Origin of the sequence: Streptomyces sp. NPDC001922 (genome assembly GCF_042891165.1) — a bacterium.
Lineage (GTDB): Bacteria > Actinomycetota > Actinomycetes > Streptomycetales > Streptomycetaceae > Streptomyces.
The window spans coordinates 174,316-193,424 of the sequence record NZ_JBIASV010000009.1 but is presented as its reverse complement, the minus strand read 5'-3'; the positions used below and the strand labels follow the sequence as shown (position 1 = coordinate 193,424).

General features: G+C 71.1%; 15 protein-coding genes. 7 read left to right on the top strand and 8 right to left on the bottom strand.

The genetic code is table 11. The features are described 5' to 3' along the window. The first annotated feature begins 509 nt into the window (after positions 1–509). From ACFYYR_RS18495 to ACFYYR_RS18480, 4 genes are all read left to right on the top strand, one after another. Positions 510–1,805, top strand: a complete 1,296-nt coding sequence (locus ACFYYR_RS18495) for a M18 family aminopeptidase (protein ID WP_388853992.1) — start codon at positions 510–512, stop codon at positions 1,803–1,805. A 1-nt stretch (position 1,806) separates the two neighbouring features. After that, complete coding sequence (locus ACFYYR_RS18490; RefSeq protein ID WP_388853989.1) at positions 1,807–3,720, top strand: BTAD domain-containing putative transcriptional regulator; 1,914 nt, start codon at positions 1,807–1,809, stop codon at positions 3,718–3,720. 190 nt (positions 3,721–3,910) lie between these two features. Next, positions 3,911–4,873 (top strand): DUF4232 domain-containing protein, encoded by a 963-nt coding sequence (locus tag ACFYYR_RS18485; RefSeq protein ID WP_388853986.1) that lies wholly within the window; start codon positions 3,911–3,913, stop codon positions 4,871–4,873. A 230-nt stretch (positions 4,874–5,103) separates the two neighbouring features. Continuing rightward, positions 5,104–5,334 carry a hypothetical protein gene (locus ACFYYR_RS18480; protein ID WP_388853983.1) on the top strand — a complete coding sequence of 77 codons (231 nt, stop codon included), beginning with the start codon at positions 5,104–5,106 and terminating at the stop codon, positions 5,332–5,334. Between the two features lie 420 nt (positions 5,335–5,754). On the opposite strand, the gene ACFYYR_RS18475 is transcribed toward ACFYYR_RS18480, so the two are convergent. Then, complete coding sequence (locus tag ACFYYR_RS18475) at positions 5,755–7,617, bottom strand: NHL domain-containing thioredoxin family protein (RefSeq protein ID WP_388853980.1); 1,863 nt, start codon at positions 7,615–7,617, stop codon at positions 5,755–5,757. 53 nt (positions 7,618–7,670) lie between these two features. Next, the gene (locus ACFYYR_RS18470; protein WP_388853977.1) at positions 7,671–8,498 is read right to left on the bottom strand and encodes a carbon-nitrogen family hydrolase; all 828 of its coding nucleotides are present in this window, start codon (positions 8,496–8,498) and stop codon (positions 7,671–7,673) included. Positions 8,499–8,659: 161 nt separating this feature from the next. Here ACFYYR_RS18470 and ACFYYR_RS18465 point away from each other — a divergent pair, with 161 nt between their 5' ends. Further along, a complete protein-coding gene (locus ACFYYR_RS18465) occupies positions 8,660–9,484 on the top strand; it encodes a maleylpyruvate isomerase family mycothiol-dependent enzyme (protein ID WP_388853974.1) in 825 nt (274 codons plus the stop codon). Between the two features lie 34 nt (positions 9,485–9,518). Here ACFYYR_RS18465 and ACFYYR_RS18460 read toward each other — a convergent pair whose 3' ends face one another. The 6 genes from ACFYYR_RS18460 to pdhA form a co-directional block, all read right to left on the bottom strand. Then, on the bottom strand, positions 9,519–10,817 hold the full coding sequence (locus ACFYYR_RS18460) for a nitrate/nitrite transporter (RefSeq protein ID WP_388853971.1): 1,299 nt from the start codon (positions 10,815–10,817) through the stop codon (positions 9,519–9,521). Further along, positions 10,814–11,473 (bottom strand): GntR family transcriptional regulator, encoded by a 660-nt coding sequence (locus tag ACFYYR_RS18455; RefSeq protein ID WP_388853968.1) that lies wholly within the window; start codon positions 11,471–11,473, stop codon positions 10,814–10,816. The genes ACFYYR_RS18460 and ACFYYR_RS18455 overlap by 4 nt, the downstream gene beginning before the upstream one ends. 83 nt (positions 11,474–11,556) lie before the next feature. Beyond that, on the bottom strand, positions 11,557–12,879 hold the full coding sequence (locus ACFYYR_RS18450; protein ID WP_388853965.1) for a DUF222 domain-containing protein: 1,323 nt from the start codon (positions 12,877–12,879) through the stop codon (positions 11,557–11,559). Positions 12,880–13,557: 678 nt separating this feature from the next. Next, entirely contained in the window at positions 13,558–15,126 is a 1,569-nt protein-coding gene (locus ACFYYR_RS18445; protein ID WP_388854495.1) for a dihydrolipoamide acetyltransferase family protein, read from the bottom strand. A 24-nt stretch (positions 15,127–15,150) separates the two neighbouring features. Beyond that, positions 15,151–16,131, bottom strand: coding sequence for an alpha-ketoacid dehydrogenase subunit beta (locus ACFYYR_RS18440; protein ID WP_388853962.1), 981 nt, complete (start codon positions 16,129–16,131; stop codon positions 15,151–15,153). A gap of 1 nt (position 16,132) precedes the next feature. Next, a complete protein-coding gene (gene pdhA, locus ACFYYR_RS18435; protein WP_388853959.1) occupies positions 16,133–17,281 on the bottom strand; it encodes a pyruvate dehydrogenase (acetyl-transferring) E1 component subunit alpha in 1,149 nt (382 codons plus the stop codon). Between the two features lie 347 nt (positions 17,282–17,628). Between pdhA and ACFYYR_RS18430 the strand changes: the two genes are divergently transcribed. After that, a complete protein-coding gene (locus ACFYYR_RS18430) occupies positions 17,629–18,288 on the top strand; it encodes a response regulator (RefSeq protein WP_388853956.1) in 660 nt (219 codons plus the stop codon). Between the two features lie 160 nt (positions 18,289–18,448). Further along, positions 18,449–18,967 carry a pyridoxamine 5'-phosphate oxidase family protein gene (locus tag ACFYYR_RS18425; RefSeq protein WP_388853953.1) on the top strand — a complete coding sequence of 173 codons (519 nt, stop codon included), beginning with the start codon at positions 18,449–18,451 and terminating at the stop codon, positions 18,965–18,967. The last annotated feature ends 142 nt before the right edge of the window (positions 18,968–19,109 follow it).

Here is a 19,109-nt window from a genome sequence, read left to right as displayed (position 1 = left end):
GGGGGCGGCCGGCGGTGTCCGCGTCGTGTCGGGCGGAAGGTCGGCCGGCGGTGTCCGCGTTGTTCGGACGGGGGCAGGTCGTCGGTGTCCGCATCATGCGGACAGGGGCCACGTCCGCTGGTGTCCGCATCGTACGGACAGGCGCGCGGGGCGCCTCGGTTGCCCGCCCCGGCTCCGGTCCGCCCCATCGGGACACCCGGCTTCGTCTCGGCCGGCGTCCGGGGACGCCTGCCCGTCGCTCTGTCCGATCCCTTCGGACAACGGCCTGCCCGTTCGGACCCCGGCGCCGCCCCATCTCCTGTCCGATTCTTGTCCGACTCCTGTCCGATCCGACAGGACTGCCCGGCCTCGCACCGGCCTCACCCCGCCCCTGCCCGCGGTCAGCCCGCGCACCGTTCAGCGCGCGGCCGTCGGCCCACGCCCCGGCGGCTCCCCGCGAGGACCGCGGAACGCGTCACACCCGCTCCGGCTCCGGGAAAGCCGTAGGTGCTGCTCTCTATGCTGTTTGCATGAGCGCGCACGCCCGCTTCGACCGCGGCCACACCGACGACCTGATCACGTTTCTCGCCGGGAGCCCCTCCCCGTACCACGCGGTGGCGAGCGCGGCTGCACGGCTGGAGAAGGCCGGGTTCCGTCAGGTCGAGGAGACCGCGGCCTGGAACGGCAGCACCGGCGGCAAGTACGTACTGCGCGGCGGGGCGATCGTGGCCTGGTACGTCCCGGAGAACGCCCGCCCGGAGACCCCGTTCCGGATCGTCGGCGCCCACACCGACTCGCCCAACCTCAGGGTCAAGCCCATCCCGGACACCGGCTCGCACGGCTGGCGGCAGATCGCCGTCGAGATCTACGGCGGCACCCTGCTCAACACCTGGCTCGACCGCGACCTCGGCCTGTCCGGACGGCTCACCCTGCGCGACGGCAGCCACCGCCTCGTCGCCGTCGACCGGCCGCTGCTGCGGGTCCCCCAACTCGCCGTCCACCTCGACCGGTCGGTCAACAGCGAGGGCCTCAAGCTCGACAAGCAGCGCCACATGACGCCGATCTGGGGTCTCGGCGACTCCAGCGAAGGCGATCTGATCCGCTTCGTCGCCGGCGAGGCGGACGTTTCCGCCGACGACGTCACCGGCTGGGACCTGATGGTCCACAGCGTCGAGCCCCCCGCCTACCTCGGCCGGGACCGGGAACTCCTCGCCGGGCCGCGGATGGACAACCTCCTGTCCGTGCACGCGGCCACCGCCGCCCTGGCCGCCGTCGCCACGTCCGGCCAGGAACTGACCCACATCCCCGTCCTCGCCGCCTTCGACCACGAGGAGAACGGCAGCCAGTCCGACACCGGCGCCGACGGCCCGCTCCTCGGCAACGTCCTCGAACGCTCCGTCTTCGCCCGCGGGGGCAGCTACGAGGACCGGGCCCGCGCCTTCGCAGGAACGATCTGTCTCTCCTCCGACACCGGGCACGCCGTCCACCCCAACTACGCCGAGCGGCACGAGCCCGGCCACCACCCGATGCCCGGCGGCGGCCCGATCCTCAAGGTCAACGTCAACCAGCGCTACGCCACCGACGGCAGCGGCCGGGCCGTGTTCGTCGACGCCTGCGACCGGGCGGGGGTGCCGTGGCAGTCCTTCGTCTCCAACAACTCCATGCCGTGCGGCACCACGATCGGCCCCATCACGGCGGCACGGCACGGCATCGCGACCGTCGACATCGGCGTCGCGATCCTGTCCATGCACTCGGCCCGTGAACTCTGCGGCGCCGAGGACCCCTACCTCCTCGCCAACGCCCTGTCAGCTTTCCTGGGGGACTGAGTTGGAGTTCTCGCTGCTCGGGCCGGTCACCGTCACGGGCGCATCCGGTGAGCTGCCGCTCGGACCCGCCAAGCGGCGCAGTGTGCTGGCGATGATGCTGCTCCAGCCCAACGCCATCGTCTCCCTCGAGCAGCTGATCACCTGCCTCTGGGAGGACGAGCCACCGGCCCACGCCCGCACGGTCGTCCAGGGACACGTGTCGCGGCTGCGGGCCGTTCTGGCGGAGGGCGGCGCGGAGCGGTACGGCGTCGAACTCGCTACGCACGGCTCGGCGTACCTGCTGCGGCTTCCCGAAGAGCTGCTGGACGCCTACCGTTTCAGCGAACTGCTGGACCTCGCCCGGCCCGAGGGGGCTCCGGGCGACGCGGTGGGGCTGCTGCGCGAGGCGCTGAGCCTGTGGCGCGGGCCGGCGCTCACCGGCACCGTGCCCAGCCCGCCGTTCGCCGCCGCGTCGCACGCGCTGGAGGAACGGCGGCTGGCCGCCGTCGAGGCGCTGGCCACCGCGCACGGGGCGCTCGGCGAACACGAGCAGGCCGCCGTCGTCCTGTACGCCGAAGCCGCCGCCAACCCGCTGCGCGAAGGGCTCGTCGCCGACCTGATGGGGGCGCTGTACCGCTCGGGCCGCCAGTCGGACGCCATCAGCTGGTTCCACCGGACCCGGCAGCTCCTCGGCGAGGAACTGGGCGTCGACCCCGGGGAGCGGCTCACCCGCGCCTACGAGGACATCCTGCACGCCGAGGCCGCCGCCCCCGCGGCACACCACCCTTCGCAGCGGCACACGGCGACCGGCCCCAGCACCGGAACCAGTGACTCCGGATACGCCGAGTACACGGCGCCCTCTCTGCTGCCCCGGCCGCCGGCCCGTTTCCTCGGACGGGAGACCCAACTGGGCGAGCTGTCCGAGTGGTTCACGGCCACCGCGCAGGGGGAGAGTCCGGTCGCCGTCGTCACCGGACCCGCCGGGGCGGGCAAGACCGCCTGCGCCGTGCAGTGGGCACACCAGCACGCCGGCACCTTCCCCGACGGACAGCTCTTCGCCGACCTCGGCGGCTTCGGCGAGGGTGAGGAGGCCCACCCCGCCGCGGTCCTGCGGGAGTTCCTCATCGGGCTCGGCACCCCGCCCGACCGGGTCCCCCCGTCGGTGGAGGCGGCGTCCGCGCTCTTCCGCACCATCGCGGCGCGCCGCAGGCTCCTGGTCGTCCTCGACAACGCCCGCAGCTCAGCGCAGGTGCGGCCGCTGCTGCCGGGCGGTCCGTACTGCGCGACCCTGGTGACGAGCCGGAGCCGGCTCGACGGACTGGTCGCCACCGACTGCGCCCGTCCCGTCCCGGTGCAGGCGTTCGGGGCGGACGAGGGGGTGGCGCTGCTCGGTGCCATGCTCGGCACGGAACGGGTGGCCGACGACCCGCAGGCCGCCCGGGAGTTGGTTGGCCTGTGCGACGGCCTGCCCCTCGCGCTGCGCGCTGCCGCGGCACAGCTGACGGCCCGCCCGCGCTGGCGGCTGGCCCGGCTGGCCGCCGCGCTCCGCGACGAACGGCGCCGGCTGGCCCTGCTGTCCGCGGAGGACGCCGGGGTCGCCGCGGCACTGAGGAATTCGGTGGCGCGGCTCTCGGCGGACGACGCCCGGCTGCTCAGCACGCTCGCCATGGGCTCCGGCCGCCAGGTCGACGCCTCGGCCGCGGCCGCCCTCTCCGGATCGGACCCCGACCGCACCCGCGACGGGCTGGACCGGCTCGCCGAGATGCACCTGGTGGACGAGGAGGCCACGGACCGCTACGTCATCAGCGCACTGGTGCAACTGTTCGCCCGCGAGGTGGAAGGCGGTGCGGGTCCGGACGGGGGCGTGCCGGACCGTCCGGCGCGGCCCGACACCGACCGCCCGGGGGCGGCACCGCCCGGGGGCACGGAGCGGTAGGGGCGCGGAGCAGGCCGGGCAGATGGACCGGCGGGGCGGGGAACCGGCGCGACAGGGGACCGGCCCGGGCAGGAACCGGCCGGGCCGCGGCGGCCGGGCGGAGCGTTAGGCGGAAGTTAGCGGTACGGCAACGCGCCACGGCAGGGTTCCCCCTGTACTCGTCAGCCGCCCATCCCCACGGGAGACCGACATGCCGTCCGCCGCCCCCCGCCAGTCCCGTTCGCTGCGTCTCGCCGCGGCCTGCCTGACCGCCGTGGCCGCCCTCGCGCTGACCGCGTGCAATGACGGTTCGGGCGCCGGGGTGCGGATCTCGGACGACTCCACGAACAGCCTGGAGACCGGTTCGCCCGGGACGGGCCCGTCGGGGTCGGCGCCCCCGAAGGCCTCCGGACAGGCCGGCGCGAGCCGGGGCAGCGACGGCGCGGCACCGGACGACGAACGGCGCCACGCAGGCGGAGGGCGCGGGGCTTCCGGGCGCCTGGGGGCGAGCGACGCACGGCGCGAGACCGGCCGGACGCAGCCGGGCGACGGTGCAGAGCCGGGGTCCGGGCGGCCGGGCAGCGACGGACGCGGCTCCGGCAGGGGGACCGGGGCCGGCGAACGACGGGCCGGAGGCGGGCAGGAGCCCGGCCAGGCGTCGGGTGGGGACGACGGGCGGCAGGAGAGCAGCCTGGGCGGCGCCTTCGCCCGGGAGGACGCCGCCGGGCGGACAGGTCCGGTCTGCACCACCGCGAACACCGTTCTGCGGATCAAAGCCATCGAACGCCCCGTCAGGGACCTGGTCCTCACGGCCACCAACACCTCACGGACCGCCTGCGACGCCGCCACCGGTCCCCGAGTGACCCTGGGCACCGACCGGCCCGCCCTCGACCGGGCGGAGAACAGCAGCTCGCAGTCGGTCACCACGATCCCGCCCGGCGGCACCGTCTACGCCGGGATCCGTCTCTCCGGCACGGACACGGGCACGAACACCGGGAGGGGATCGGGCCGCTATGTCATGTCCGAACTCCGCGTCGATGTCACCGAGACGGACGGGAAGCGTGACGCAGACCGTCCGGTGATCCTGAAGGCCCCGGGCGGTACGGCCCACGCCGACGCCCACGCGCAGGTGACGTACTGGCTGGACAGCATGGCCGACGCTCTCACCTGGTGACGCACCGGACCAGCTGAGACGCGGACCGGAACCGGCCCGCGCCCGGCGGCGACGCGGCCGGCCGGATTCCCATCCGACTCCCGTACGACCGGCTCTCCTGAGCCCCATGAAGCCCCCACCGCATGGCCGTTCCGGACCCGGGTACCCGAAAAGGGTCCAGTCCGTCACAGGTCCGGCAGGAGCCCGGCCCCGGTCACGGAACAGCCATACGAACAACGAAGGCGGACACCATGGGTATCGGCGGGTGCATCGGTCTCATCGCAGTAGGGGCGATCCTCACCTTCGCGACCGACTGGCACATGGCCGGGGTCAACGTCGACCTGGCCGGCCTGATCATGATGGCGGTCGGATTCATCGGCCTCGCGGCGTACGTGAGCATCCTGAAGCGCCGGCGGGTCCAGCCTCCGGCACCGGGCGCTCCGGTGGTCGAGGTCGAGGACGAACACCGCTACTACCGCTGAGCGTTCCCGCGGCAGTCACGGGGACGGTCCGCTTCACCGGGACATCCGCCACCGGCTCCCTCCGGGAGCTGTCCCGTCGAGCAGGACACCATCGGCCCGGGAGCTGTCCCGTCAAGCGGGACACCATCGGCAAACGGCTACCCGAAAGCGCCGTTCACCGGGACACCATCAGCAGCAGCCGCCTCCGGCCAGCTGTCCCGTTCACCAGGACACCGCTGCTCACGCACCACTGCGCAGTGCACAGGGCGGCCCTGGGCGCAGAGACACGACCGCCGCGCCACCGATGTCCGGTGAGCTCTCCGCCTCCACCGGCCCAGGCCGACGGGCGGCCGGTGGTGCACATCGCCGTGCACACGGGTCACACGTCCCCCCACCGCAGGTGCGGCCCCGGCCCGGATGTCACGGTGCCGGAGCCGGGCGTCACCCCTCGTCCAGTCCGGCGAGCAGCAGCGGAAGCCGGTCCGCGCCGTCCGCGGTCACCCGGACCGGGACGCCCCAGTCCTGCTGGTGCACATGGCAGGCCGGGTACTCGTTCGCCGGGTCGTCGTCGCAGGATGCCGCCATCGCCGAGACGTGCAGCACGCCGTCCGTGACCCCCTCGGCCAGGACGAGGTCCCGGCCGAGGTCGGTACCCGTACCGGCGCCGTCCGCCAGCAGTTCCGGCGGCGAGGAGCTGACGATCAGGCGGGTCGACGGGCCGTACCGCTCGTCGAGCTTCTGGCCGGCCGGGGCCTGGAAGACCACGTCGAGCCGCAGCGTCCCCGGGGCGATACCGGTCGCCGTCCGCTGTGTCCGGTGCGCTACCGATGCGACCCGCACGGCCTCCTCGGGCAGCCGCAGCCGGGTCAGCCGGTGACGGGCGGACTCCACGACCACGATGTCGCCGTCGACCAGCACGGCTCCGGACGGCTCCCGCAGATCGGTGGCGAGGGTGGTCACCTCGTCGGTCTCCGGGTCGTAGCGGCGCAGCGCGTGGTTGTAGGTGTCGCTGACGGCGACCGAGCCGTCGGGCAGCGCGGTCACGCCCAGCGGGTGCTGGAGCAGGGCCTGTCCGGCGGGACCGTCACGGTGCCCGAAGTCGAAGAGACCGGTGCCGACGGCCGTGCGGATCGCGAAGCCCTCGCCGTCGCGCTCCGCCCAGCGCACGGCGCTCGTCTCGGAGTCGGCGATCCACAGCCGCTCCTCGGTCGCCGCGAGCCCGGACGGCTGGGCGAACCAGGCATCCGCCGCGGGCCCGTCGACCAGGCCTTCGTTGGTCGTGCCGGCGGCGGCCTCGACGGTGCCGGCCGACGGGTCGTACGTCCACAGCTGGTGCACGCCCGCCATGGCGATCCACAGCCGGTCCGCCCACCAGGCCACATCCCAGGGAGAGGAGAGGTTCACCTCGCGGGCGGGTCCGGACGTGGGCGAGCCCTGCCACCACTGGCGGCCGGTACCGGCGAGGGTACCGACCTCGCCGGTGGCGGGGTCGAAGCTGCGCAGCGCGTGGTTCACGGTGTCGGCGACGACCACTGTGCCATCGGGCAGCAGGGCCAGGCCCTGCGGTTCGCTGAACCGCGCCCGGTCCGGCCCGCCGTCGGTGAACCCGCGCTCACCGGTTCCGATGCGCCGGAGCACCGTCTCGCCGTCCTCGGCCAGCTCCACCAGGGCGTGCCGCGTCGTGTCCGAGACGAGGAAGGTGCCTCGCCCTGAGGTTCCTGCTCCTGAGGTTCCCGCCCCGGAGGTCCCCTCCGGCAGGAAGAGGGCCTTGCCGGGGAAGCGCAGTTCGGTCGCGACGGGCTCAGGCGCGACATACGGGCCGTCGCCGCGGCGCAGCGTGCCCTTGGCGGTGTGCGTGGCCTCCAGCTCCTCGACGAGTTTCTCCAAAGCGTGGGCGTGCCCCTCCCCGGCGTGCTGGGCGACGACGTAGCCCTCGGGGTCGATGACGACGAGCGTGGGCCAGGCGCGCACCGCGTACTGCTTCCAGGTGGCCAGGTCCGGATCGTCGAGGACGGGGTGGTGGACCTCGTACCGCTCGACGGCGTCCACGACCGCCTGATGCTCGGCCTCGTGCACGAACTTGGGCGAGTGCACCCCGATGATCACGACGGTGTCGCGGTGCTTCTCCTCCAGCTCGCGGAGCTCGTCGAGGACATGCAGGCAATTGACGCAGCAGAACGTCCAGAAGTCCAGAATGACCACTCGTCCTCGCAGGTCAGCGAGGGTGAGGTCGTTGCCGCCGGTGTTGAGCCAGCCGCCCCTCCCAATCAGCTCGGGAGCGCGGACGCGTGCACGTGGAGCCATGTCCTCAGCCAACCACATGCGGGACGTGGTCATTCCTGCGGCGGGCAGCGTGCCTACGGGCGGCGGTCCGGGTCGGGCAGGCCCAGCATCCGGTCACGCTGCGCGGGGAAGTCCTCCCGGGTCCGGGCCACGCGCTCCGGGTCCAGCTGCACCGTGAGCACCTCCTCACCGGTGCCCCCTTCGGCGAGGACCTCACCCCACGGGTCGACGACCAGGCTGTGCCCCGCCTGCTCCACCCCGGAGTGGGTGCCGGCCGAGCAGCAGGCCAGGACGTAGGCCTGGTTCTCGACGGCGCGGGCGCGGGACAGCAGCGTCCAGTGCTCGCGGCGCCGGGCAGGCCACCCCGCGGGGATGACGAGCAGCTCGGCACCGGCCATGGTCAGCCGCCGGAACAGCTCCGGGAAGCGCAGGTCGTAGCAGGTGGCCAGGCCGATGACGGTGTCCGGGACGCCGACGGTGACGATCTCGTCGCCGGCCCCCATCATCACGGCCTCGCCCTTGTCGAAGCCGAACCGGTGGATCTTGCGATAGGAGCGGTGGAACGCACCGTCGGGGCCGAAGACGAGAGAGGTGTTGAAGAGGGTGCCATCGGGCGCCTTCTCGACGATCGAGCCCGCATGCAGCCAGACCCGGGCGTCGGCGGCGGCAGCGGCCATCGCCTCGGAGGTGGGGCCGAGCGGAGCCTCCGCACCGTCCGCCGTCGGCACCGGCTCGGCGTGGTCGGTGAAGCTCTCGTAGGCGAACGCGCCCACGTGCCACAGCTCGGGAAGAACCACGAGATCGGCGTCGGACTGGGCACGGACGAGGGAAGCCACTCGCTCACGGCGGGATTCGACCGACTCCTGCTGATTCACGTCGATCTGGAGCAATGAGGCGCGCACACTATCACCAGTCTCATGGTTCGAGCGTTCGAATCGAGGCGGTCAACAGGCCCTACGATCAGTCGTGAAAGCACTGCCGGGGTGCCCGTGCGCAGCGTAACTTAACGGGCAGAGCCGAGGCTCGAGCACCCAGCCCACGTACCGACCGCCCGAGGGGTCACGTGACCGTCCACCCAAGCCTCCAGACCTACGTCGACGCCTGGACCCACTCCATCGAGGCAATATCCGAGCTGGTGACACCGCTCGTCGAAGGCGAGTGGAATCGCGCCACCGCCTGCCCGGGCTGGTCCGTGCGCGACGTGGTCTCCCATGTCATCGGGGTCGAGTGCGAGATGCTCGGCGACCCCCGTCCGATCCACACCCTGCCTCGCGACCTGTACCACGTGACGAACGAACTCACCCGGTACATGGAGGTCCCGGTCGACGTCCGGCGGTGCCACACGGCGCCCGAGATGACGGCGGAGCTGGAGTACACGATCATCCGTCGCTCCCGGCAGCTGCGGAACGAGACCCGGGACCCGGACACCAGGATCCGCGGCCCGCTCGGCAGTGAGACGACGCTGGAGCACGCCCTGCGGCTGCGGGCGTTCGACGTCTGGGTCCACGAGCAGGATCTGCGACGGGCCGTGGGCAGGCCGGGCAACCTCGACTCGCCGGCTGCGCTGGTCGCCCGCGACCTGCTGCTGGAAGCCCTGCCCAAGATCGTCGCCAAGGACGGGGACGCGCCGCCGAATTCGGCGGTTGTCTTCGATGTGAGCGGGGAACTGGAGTTCATCCGTACGGTCCGGGTGGACGCCGAGGGACGGGGCTCCATCACCGAAAGCCCGTCGTTGGGCCCCACGGCGACGCTGTCGCTGGGCTGGGAAACCTATGTGCTGCTGGCCTGCGGGCGGGGCAAGCCGGACGCGGTGGCGGAGTCGGTGAAGATCGAAGGCGACCAGGAGCTCGCCCGGACGATTCTGCGGCGGTTCGCCATCACGGTGTAGCGGCGCGGGTCGTGTCACGGGCGCTGCCCGAAGACTAGGCAGGGACGTGGACCGTCTCCACCCGGCTGGCCACCACTCGTTCACGCTCCAGGCGGTCCGCCCGGCGCCGCAGTCGCAGGATCTGCGAGAGCCCCAGCACCTCCAGGACGAAGACGGAGGCGAAGGCGATCCGGTAGTTGTCGCTGGTCGCGTCGAGCAGGACACCGATGGCCAGCAGCGTCACCATCGAGGCCGTGAAGCCGCCCATGTTGACGATGCCCGATGCCGTGCCCATCCGCTCGGGCGGATTGGCGGGACGGGCGAAGTCGAACCCGATCATCGAGGCGGGACCGCAGGATCCCAGCACCAGGCAGAGCGCGGTCAGCAACCACACCGGCGCCTGTCCGCCGGGCCAGCCCAGGGAGAGCCCCCAGGCGAGCGCGGTCGTGGCGACCGTGCCGAGCGCCAACGGCATCCGGGCACGGTGGTGACGGGCGATGACCTGTCCGTAGACGAGCCCGACCGCCATGTTGGAGAGCACGACGAGGGTGAGCAGTTCGCCGGCGACACCCCGGGAGAGCCCCTGGGCCTCGACCAGGAACGGCATCCCCCAGAGCAGCATGAAGACCATCGCGGGGAACTGGGTGGTGAAGTGCACCCACATACCGAGCCTCGTACCGGGCTCGCGCCAGGCAGCAGCGATCTGTTTCCGTACGAAACCGCCGCCGGCATGCGGGATGGTCTCGGGCTCGAAGCCTTCGGGATGGTCCTTGAGGAACAGCAGGATCAACACCAGGACGAGAACGCCGCCGAGCGCGCTGCTCGCGAACGTCGGGGTCCAGCCCACGCTGTGCAGGAGCCGGGCGAGCACCATCGTGGAGACCAGGTTGCCCGCCATGCCGAACAGCGCGGCGATCTGTGCGATGAGCGGCCCCCGACGGGCGGGGAACCAGCGTGCGCCGAGTCGCAGCACGCTGATGAACGTCATGGCGTCCCCACAGCCGAGAAGAGCACGCGAGAAGAGGGCGGCGCCGTACGAATGGGAGAACGCGAAGCCGAGCTGGCCGACCGTGAACAGGACGACACCGAGGGACAGCACCTTCTTCGTGCCGAGCCTGTCGACCATCAGCCCGACGGGTATCTGCATCCCGGCGTAGACCAGGAGCTGGAGGATGGAGAACGTCGACAGCGCCGAGGCATTGATGTGGAACCGGTCGGCGGCGTCGATGCCGGCAATGCCCAGGCTGGTCCGGTAGGTGATGGCCACGAAGTAGACCGCGACTCCGAGCCCCCAGATGGCTACGGCGCGTCGCCCTCCGGGCGGGTCACCCGGAAGTCGTAGCTCGGCGCTCACCGCTCGTCTCCGCGGACCAGGTTCTTCACCCAGCTGACGTGCTGGTGGACGGCGGCAGCAGCGGCTTCCGCGTCCCCGTTGCGCAGGGCCCGGAGGATCTCCGCGTGCTCGGTGATGTTCTTGGCGATCCGGTCGGGGTGAGCGTGCATCACAGCGACGCCCATCCGCAGCTGACGGTCACGCAGCTGGTCGTAGAGCCGCTCGAGAATCTGATTCCCGGCGTTGCGAACGATCTCGGCGTGGAAGCACCGGTCACTGGCGGCCACCGCGGCCAGATCGCCCTCCGCTGCGAACCGGCGCTGCTCCTCCAGCAGTTCCTCCAGCCGCTGGATGAGCCTCGGCCCCGGGGGAACGGCCTTACGAACTGCGTGCTCCTCGACGAGCAGGCGCGTTTCGACGACATCGCCGATCTCCTGAGCGGAGACCGGAAGCACCAGCGCGCCCTTCTTCGGGTAGAGCTTGATGAGCCCTTCGACCTCGAGGCGGAGCAGCGCCTCCCGCACAGGTGTCCGCGAGACGCCGACGGCTTCGGCGAGGTCCCCCTCGGTGAGCAACGTGCCGCCCTCGTAGCGGCGGTCGAGGACTGCCTGCTTGACGTGGCTGTACACCCGCTCGGCAGCGGGAGGTTGCTTGGTGGGGGCAGTAGCGGAAGGCATGCGCACAGCATAGATACAACAGGTATGCGTCGGCCTGCACCATCCGCGATACGGACACAGTTCGCAGGTACCCGTGAGCGACCTCACGCCACTGCGGTGAAGTGACCCGGTTCATTGAGGTAGACGTGCCCGGTGGGCGCGGTCCAGGTCGTCCGCCCGGTGGCAGGGTCGCGTGTCACCGACCAGCCGGCGTGGTGCTTCAGCATGTGATGCCGACGGCACAGGGCGACGAGGTTGTCCGGCGTCGTCGGTCCACCGGACGCGGAGTCACGGTGATCGAACGGCACGATGTGATCGAGGTCGCAACGGTGAGCCGGCATCCGGCAACTCGGAAAGGCGCAGCGCCGGTCCCGGATGGTGACATGGCGCGTGACGTCGGCCGTGGGCCGGTAGGTGGTGGGATCGACCTTGAGCAGCATCCCGGTCCCCGGGTCCGTGATCAGTCGTCGCCAGACCGAGCCCGGTTCCGCGGCGAGCGCCCTCGCCTGGACAGCGGTGACGGCACCGTACCCCTCGAGTTCTGCCGGCTCTTCCGAGACACCGATCAGGGTGTCCAGGGAGACCGTCACCTGGACGGTTGGGGCCGAGCGCCCGCCTGCATTGCCCGGCCTGAGGATTGCCCCGTCCTCATGAAGCTCCGTCCCGCTGAACGGGACGTCCCCGTGCAGAACCAGGTCGACCAGCGCGTCCACGCGCCGCTGCTCCAGAGTTCGCCCGGCATCCACTCCCGGACGCCCCTCCACACCACGCGCACCCTTCGTGCCAAGCCGGTGTTCCTCGGCACCCTGCAGAGCACGGGCATGGGTATCGACGGCGGCATCCAACTGCGCGGCCTGTTCCGCGGGAAGGTAGACGGACCACCAGGCCATACCGTCCTGGTCCATCCGGTGGGAGACCCTCCGCTCGGCTCGCGCCGACCGGTGACGGCGGTCCGCACCCTCCGGGTCGGCCTTGAGCACCGCGCGGTGCAGCGCCTTACGGGTTGCCGACACGGCCTGCTCAGGCATTCTGCGCACGACCAGCGTCTCGACCCGCACCGCGGTCGCGCGCGGCAGGTTGCGCGTCACGTCGACGACCGCGTGCGCCTGCCTGTAATGGATCCGCCCCGCTTGGAGCAGGTCCAGAGTTGCACGAAAAGTGCGCGTCAGATGCCGGGCGGTGGACAGTCGGGTGGCAGCTGTACGGTTCGAGATCCGTAACGCACAGGCAACCTGTTCACAGGTGAAATCCCACGCCTTCTCCGCGGGACTGTCGCCCTCAGGGGCAGGGTCGACCGGGTCGGCGTCCAGCGCACCCAGCACCCGTACCTGCAGAGCCTGAATCCACTCCGCGTGCCGCTCCAGAGCCCGCAGCGCGTCGATCCGACCCGCCGCGGAGAGCTGAGCCGGGTCCAGTTCCGCGATCATTGGGGCGGTCTCCGGGCCCGGCACACACGCTGCAAGGCAGGCGGCCCGTTCATCCAGCACCCCCGGAATTACAGCTCCAGGCCCCGCGCTCCCACCCACACCGGCATTCGCGGTCGCGGTCGCGGTCGCGGTCGCCGAGGGAGCGCCTGCCATCCCCCGGTCGGCTTCCGCAGAAGAGGCCCGTCCTGCTGCCTCTGCCGCTCCGTCCGCGCAACACATTCCATCCATGGCGCCTCCCCCATCCCCGATGAACCTCTCCCTCGTACGGAGGTTCGCAAGCCATCTTCAGTCACGGAGAGTGACGAATCCAGGCTCTGCAGGGTGAATCACTCCATCAGGTGGTCCGGAAAGCTGTCGGGAACGGCCGCCGGAGCAAGCCACGTTCCCCCTGTACAAGGCACCGGAGCCCGTCCGGTCCAGCCGGACAGGCAGCACAGAGCGGTGGCCCGCCTGCTCGACGCAGACGGGCCACCATCACAGAGCGCAATCTCCAACTATCGAACACCGGGGGCACCGATGCATTACCCACCAGTCGGCGAGGTCAGGGCTGCAACCGGCCCGCGGCCGGCCCGCAGTCATGTCGGCAGTCGGTGCTGCAGAGCACCCAGCCAACGGCCAAGGGCCGACCGATGGATCGGCGCGGGCGGACATACGGATCCGCAAGGCGACCCGGTCAGCTCAGCCCCAGGTGACGAGCCTCTTCGGATCCTCCAGGACCGCCGCGATGTCCGACAGCACCTTGGAGCCCAGCTCGCCGTCGACCAGTCGGTGATCGAAGGAGAGCGCAAGAGTCGTCACCTGGCGGGGCTTCACCTTCCCCTTGTGGACCCACGGCTGGAGCTTGACCGCTCCGAACGCGAGAATCGCCGACTCCCCCGGGTTGAGGATCGGGGTACCGGTGTCGACGCCGAAGACGCCGACGTTGGTGATGGTGACCGTGCCTCCCTGCATGGCGGCCGGGGAGGTCTTGCCCTCCCGCGCGGTGGACACCAGGTCGCCGAGGGACTCGGCGAGCTCGGCCAGGGTCATGGCGTGGGCGTCCTTGATGTTCGGGACGATCAGGCCACGCGGTGTGGCCGCAGCGATCCCCAGGTTCACGTAGTCCTTGCGGACGATCTCCTGGTTGGCCTCGTCCCACGCCGCGCTGATCTCCGGGTTGCGCCGGATGGCGATGAGCAGCGCCTTCGCCACCAGCAGGAGCGGGTTGATGCGCACACCCGCCATGTCCGGGTCCTGCTTGAGCTTCTGCACAAGTTTCATCGTCCGCGTGACGTCCACGGTGATGAACTCGGTGACGTGCGGCGCGGTGAAGGCGCTGGTGACCATCGCCTGGGCGGTCGCCTTGCGGACGCCCTTGATCGGCACCCGCGTCTCCCGGGCCCCCGGGGCGACCGTCTCAGCACCCTCCGCTGCGACGGCCGGCTGTGCCACCGGCGCCGGTGCGGACGACGTCACCGGCGCAGCCTCGGTGACCGCCATGGCCGAGGCCGCGGCAGCGTGCACGTCCTCGCGGGTGATCACACCGTCGCGGCCCGTCGGGGTCACCGCGGCCAGGTCGATGCCCAAGTCCTTGGCGAGCTTGCGGACCGGGGGCTTGGCGAGCGGCCGCGCCCCACCGGGCTCACCACCGGACGGCGCCATGGGGGGCGCTGCCGCAGGGGCGCCTGTGTGGCCGTTCAGCTCCGCCTGGATCGCGGCAGCCGTCGGCCGCGGCGATGCCGTGCCGTTGTTGCCGCCTGCACCTGCGCCCGCCTGGCCCGGCACGGAACGCCCCGGAACCGCCTGCCCCGGCTGAGGCTTGCGCGGCCGACGCTTCGTCGAAGAGGCGGACACGCCATAGCCCACGAGAACGGGCTGGCGGCCCTCCGGCTCCGTGTTCTGCTCGGCGGCCGGAGCACCGGCCGCTGTCGCGTCCGACTCCGCGGCCGACCCCGGAGCACCTTCCTCGGTCGAGGACGGGGCCGAGGCCGGGGCTGGAGCAGCACCCCCGGGCGCGGTGTCCACCGAAATGATCACCGTGCCGACGTCCACGGTCGTGCCCTCGGCGAAGCGCAACTCGTGCACCTGCCCGTCGAAGGGGATCGGGAGTTCGACCGCTGCCTTGGCGGTCTCCACCTCGCAGACCACCTGGCCGTCGGTGACGGTGTCACCGGGCTGTACATACCACTTGAGGATCTCCGCCTCGGTGAGTCCCTCGCCCACATCGGGCATCTTGAACTCTCGGAAGCGCTGACCGGTCTCAGTCATCGTCACGAACTCTCCTCAAGCCCCTCAGTACGCCAACGAGCGGTCGACGGCGTCCAGCACCCGGTCGAGCCCCGGCAGGTACTCGTCTTCCAGCCGGGCCGGCGGGTACGGGGCGTGCATGCCGCCGACCCGCAGTACCGGGGCCTCCAGGTGGTAGAAGCACCGCTCGGTGATCCGGGCGGCGATCTCCGAACCCGTACCCAGGAATACCGGAGCCTCGTGGACGACGACCAGCCTTCCGGTCTTCTCGACGGACTGCTGGACCGTGTCGAAGTCGATCGGGGACATCGAGCGCAGATCCACGACCTCGAGGGACTTGCCCTCCTCGGCCGCAGCGGCGGCGGCTTCGATGCAGACCTTCACCATCGGCCCGTAGGCGGCCAGCGTGAGGTCGGTGCCCTGCTGCGCAACCCGGGCCTTGTGCAGCGGGCCGGGGATGGCGGTGGTGTCCACCTCGCCCTTGTCCCAGTAACGGCGCTTCGGCTCGAAGTAGATGACCGGGTCGTCGCTCTCGATGGCCTGCTGCATCATCCAGTAGGCGTCCGAGGCGTTGGACGGGGAGACCACCTTGAGGCCCGCGACGTGCGCGAAGAGTGCCTCGGGCGACTCGCTGTGGTGCTCGACGGCGCCGATTCCACCCCCGTAGGGGATCCGGATGACGACCGGCAGCTTGATCTTGCCGAGCGCCCGGGCGTGCATCTTGGCGAGCTGCGTGACGATCTGGTCGTACGCGGGGAAGACGAAACCGTCGAACTGGATCTCCACGACGGGGCGGTAGCCGCGGAGCGCCAGACCGATCGCGGTGCCGACGATGCCGGACTCGGCGAGCGGGGTGTCGATGACCCGCTCCTCACCGAAGTCCTTCTGCAGGCCGTCGGTGACGCGGAAGACACCGCCGAGCTTGCCGACGTCCTCGCCCATGATGAGGACCTTGGTGTCGGTCTCCATGGACTTACGGAGCGATTCGTTGATCGCCTTGGCGAGCGAGAGCTTCTCGACAGCCATCTCAGTTCCCCTCCTCGGCGAAGGACGCCTGGTACGCAGCGAACTGCGCGCGCTCTTCGTCGACCAGCGCGTGGCCATCGGCGTAGACGTTCTCGAACATCGCCATGGAGTCGGGGTCGGGCATGGCACGTACGGCCTCCCGGACCCGCTTCGCGAGCGCGTCGCTCTCGGTCTCCAGCGCGGCGAAGTACGCCTCGTCGGCGTGCCCTTCCTTCTCCAGGTGGGCCTTCAGCCGCTGGATCGGGTCCTTGGCCTCCCAGGCCGCCCGCTCGTCGTCCTGGCGGTACTTGGTCGGATCGTCGGAGGTCGTGTGGGCACCCATGCGGTAGGTGAAGGCCTCGACGAGGGTCGGACCCTGGCCGCTGCGGGCCCGCTCCAGCGCGGACCGCGTCACGGCCAGGCAGGCGAGTACGTCGTTGCCGTCGACCCGGACACCGGGGAAGCCGAAGCCCTGAGCACGCTGGTAGAGCGGGACGCGGGTCTGCCGCTCGGTGGGTTCGGAGATCGCCCACTGATTGTTCTGGCAGAAGAACACCACGGGGGCGTTGTAGACCGCGGAGAAGGTGAAGGCCTCGGCGACATCGCCCTGGCTGGAGGCGCCGTCCCCGAAGTAGGCGATGACGGCGGAATCGGCGCCGTCCTTCGCCACACCCATCGCGTAACCGGTCGCGTGCAGCGTCTGCGAGCCGATCACGATCGTGTACAGGTGGAAGTTGTTGCTGTTCGGGTCCCAGCCGCCGTGGTTCACACCGCGGAACATGCCGAGCAGATTGGTCGGGTCGACCCCGCGACACCAGGCGACACCGTGCTCACGGTAAGTGGGGAAGACGTAGTCGTCGTCGCGCAGCGCGCGGCCGGAGCCGATCTGGGCGGCCTCCTGGCCGAGCAGCGATGCCCACAGGCCCAGCTCGCCCTGCCGCTGCAGCGCGGTCGCCTCGGCGTCGAAGCGCCGGGTCAGCACCATGTCCCGGTACAGGCCGCGCAGCTCGTCGGGGGTGAGGTCGATGGAGTACTCGGGGTGCTCGACCCGCTCGCCCTCCGGCGTCAGCAGCTGTACGAGCTCGGGCTGGCCGGCCGGTGGCTTCTTGGCGCCGGCTCGCTTGCCGCTGCTGCGACGCGGTTTCCGCGCGGCAGTGCTCTCCACGGTCACGGTGTGCTCCTCCGTCTGTCCGGCCCCCGGGATCCGCCGGGTGGCCTGGTGTCCCCCCTGGCCGTCGGCCAGGGGAGGGGCTCACCCGCTTCGGAACGGCGCACGGGGTAGGTGCGGCGGGCCGAACGGGCGTGACAGGCGCCCGGACAGTGGCCTGCAACACGCACGTTACCCAGTGCTTCGCATCTCTGCGAAACCCCTCCTGACCTGCGATTTTGCTTGGATTTCCAAGTAAATCGAGAAATTCGGGAACAACCACTGGTCACAGCCTTGCAGCCCTCCGGGCCAACGGCACGTTATCCCGGAGGGCAAGAGCACGGGAAGAGTTCGTGTGTGAGACTGACTATGTGTCCGAAGAAGGAAGAATTAGTGTATTTCTCCTCGACGACCATGAAGTGGTACGACGCGGCGTTCATGACCTTCTGTCGGTTGAGGACGATATCGAGGTGGTCGGCGAGGCCGGCACCGCCGCGGACGCGCTGGCCCGCATTCCGGCCACCCGTCCCGACGTAGCCGTGCTGGACGTGCGGCTTCCGGACGGCAGCGGCGTGGAGGTCTGCCGGGAGATCCGCTCGGCGGACGAGGACATCAAGTGCCTGATCCTGACCTCGTACGCCGATGACGAAGCGCTCTTCGACGCGATCATGGCAGGGGCCGCCGGCTACGTACTGAAGGCGATCCGCGGCAATGAGCTGCTCTCCGCCGTACGGGACGTCGCGGCCGGCAAATCCCTGCTCGATCCGGTGGCGACGGCACGGGTGCTGGACCGGCTGCGGGCCGGGAACGTCCCGGAGAGCGACTCTCGGCTGGCGAACCTCACCGAGCAGGAACGCAAGATCCTGGAACTGATCGGAGAGGGCCTGACCAACCGGGCCATCGGCGAACGGCTCCACCTCGCCGAAAAGACGATCAAGAACTACGTCTCCAGCCTGCTGGCGAAGCTCGGCATGGAACGCCGTTCCCAGGCCGCGGCGTACGTGGCCCGGCTGCAGGCGGAGAAGCCCTGATCCCGGCCCCCTGACCCCGCCCCCGGACGCGGGCCCCGAGGCGCGTGGAGCGGGCGAGTTGCCCGCGATCGGCCCGGCTGCCCGGATCGGGACCAACGGCCTCCGCTTCGAGGGCCGCCGCCCCTAGGGCTGTCCGCTTCGACCGGACAGGCTGGTGGGCATGTCCCCCGACCCCTCCTCCCCCGACCCGTCCACCGAGCCCACGCCCCCGTCCGGCACCGCGCCCGGCACCGCATCCGGCCCTGCCTCCGGAACCGCCCCCGGGCCCGCTTCCGGCAGCCGCGCGATCGAACTGCTGCGCAGCATCGCGTACGGCCGGCTCTCGGTGAGCATGCGCGCCCTGCCGTTCGTGACCCCGGCACGGCACATCGTGGCTAATGACAGAGTGCTGCTGCGGTTGCACCGCGGTTACGGCTACCACCGGGCCTGCGACGGCAACGTGGTGGCCTACGGGGCGGACAACATCGGCCACGGCACCGAGGACATCTGGTCCGTCCAGTTCACCGGGACAGCCCGCAGTGTCGACCCGGAGCCGCGGGAACTCGCCCTGTTCGGGCGGATGCCGCGCTCCGCCGACAGCGACCCCTTCGAGCCGGCATATCTGCACGTCGAGCCCCGGTTCATCACCGTGCACGACCTGTCCGGCGTCCCGCTGCGACATTCCGGGCGCACTGTGTGACCCCGGGTGATCTAACATCTGGCGAGTGCCGCGCTCATATGCCGCCCCGGCTTCTCGCGCCCCGCTGCCATCGCCCCGGACCGCTCCGGACGGCGACGGCGGCCAGGGGGCTGGACCGGACGACGGCCCCGACGCCGCCGCC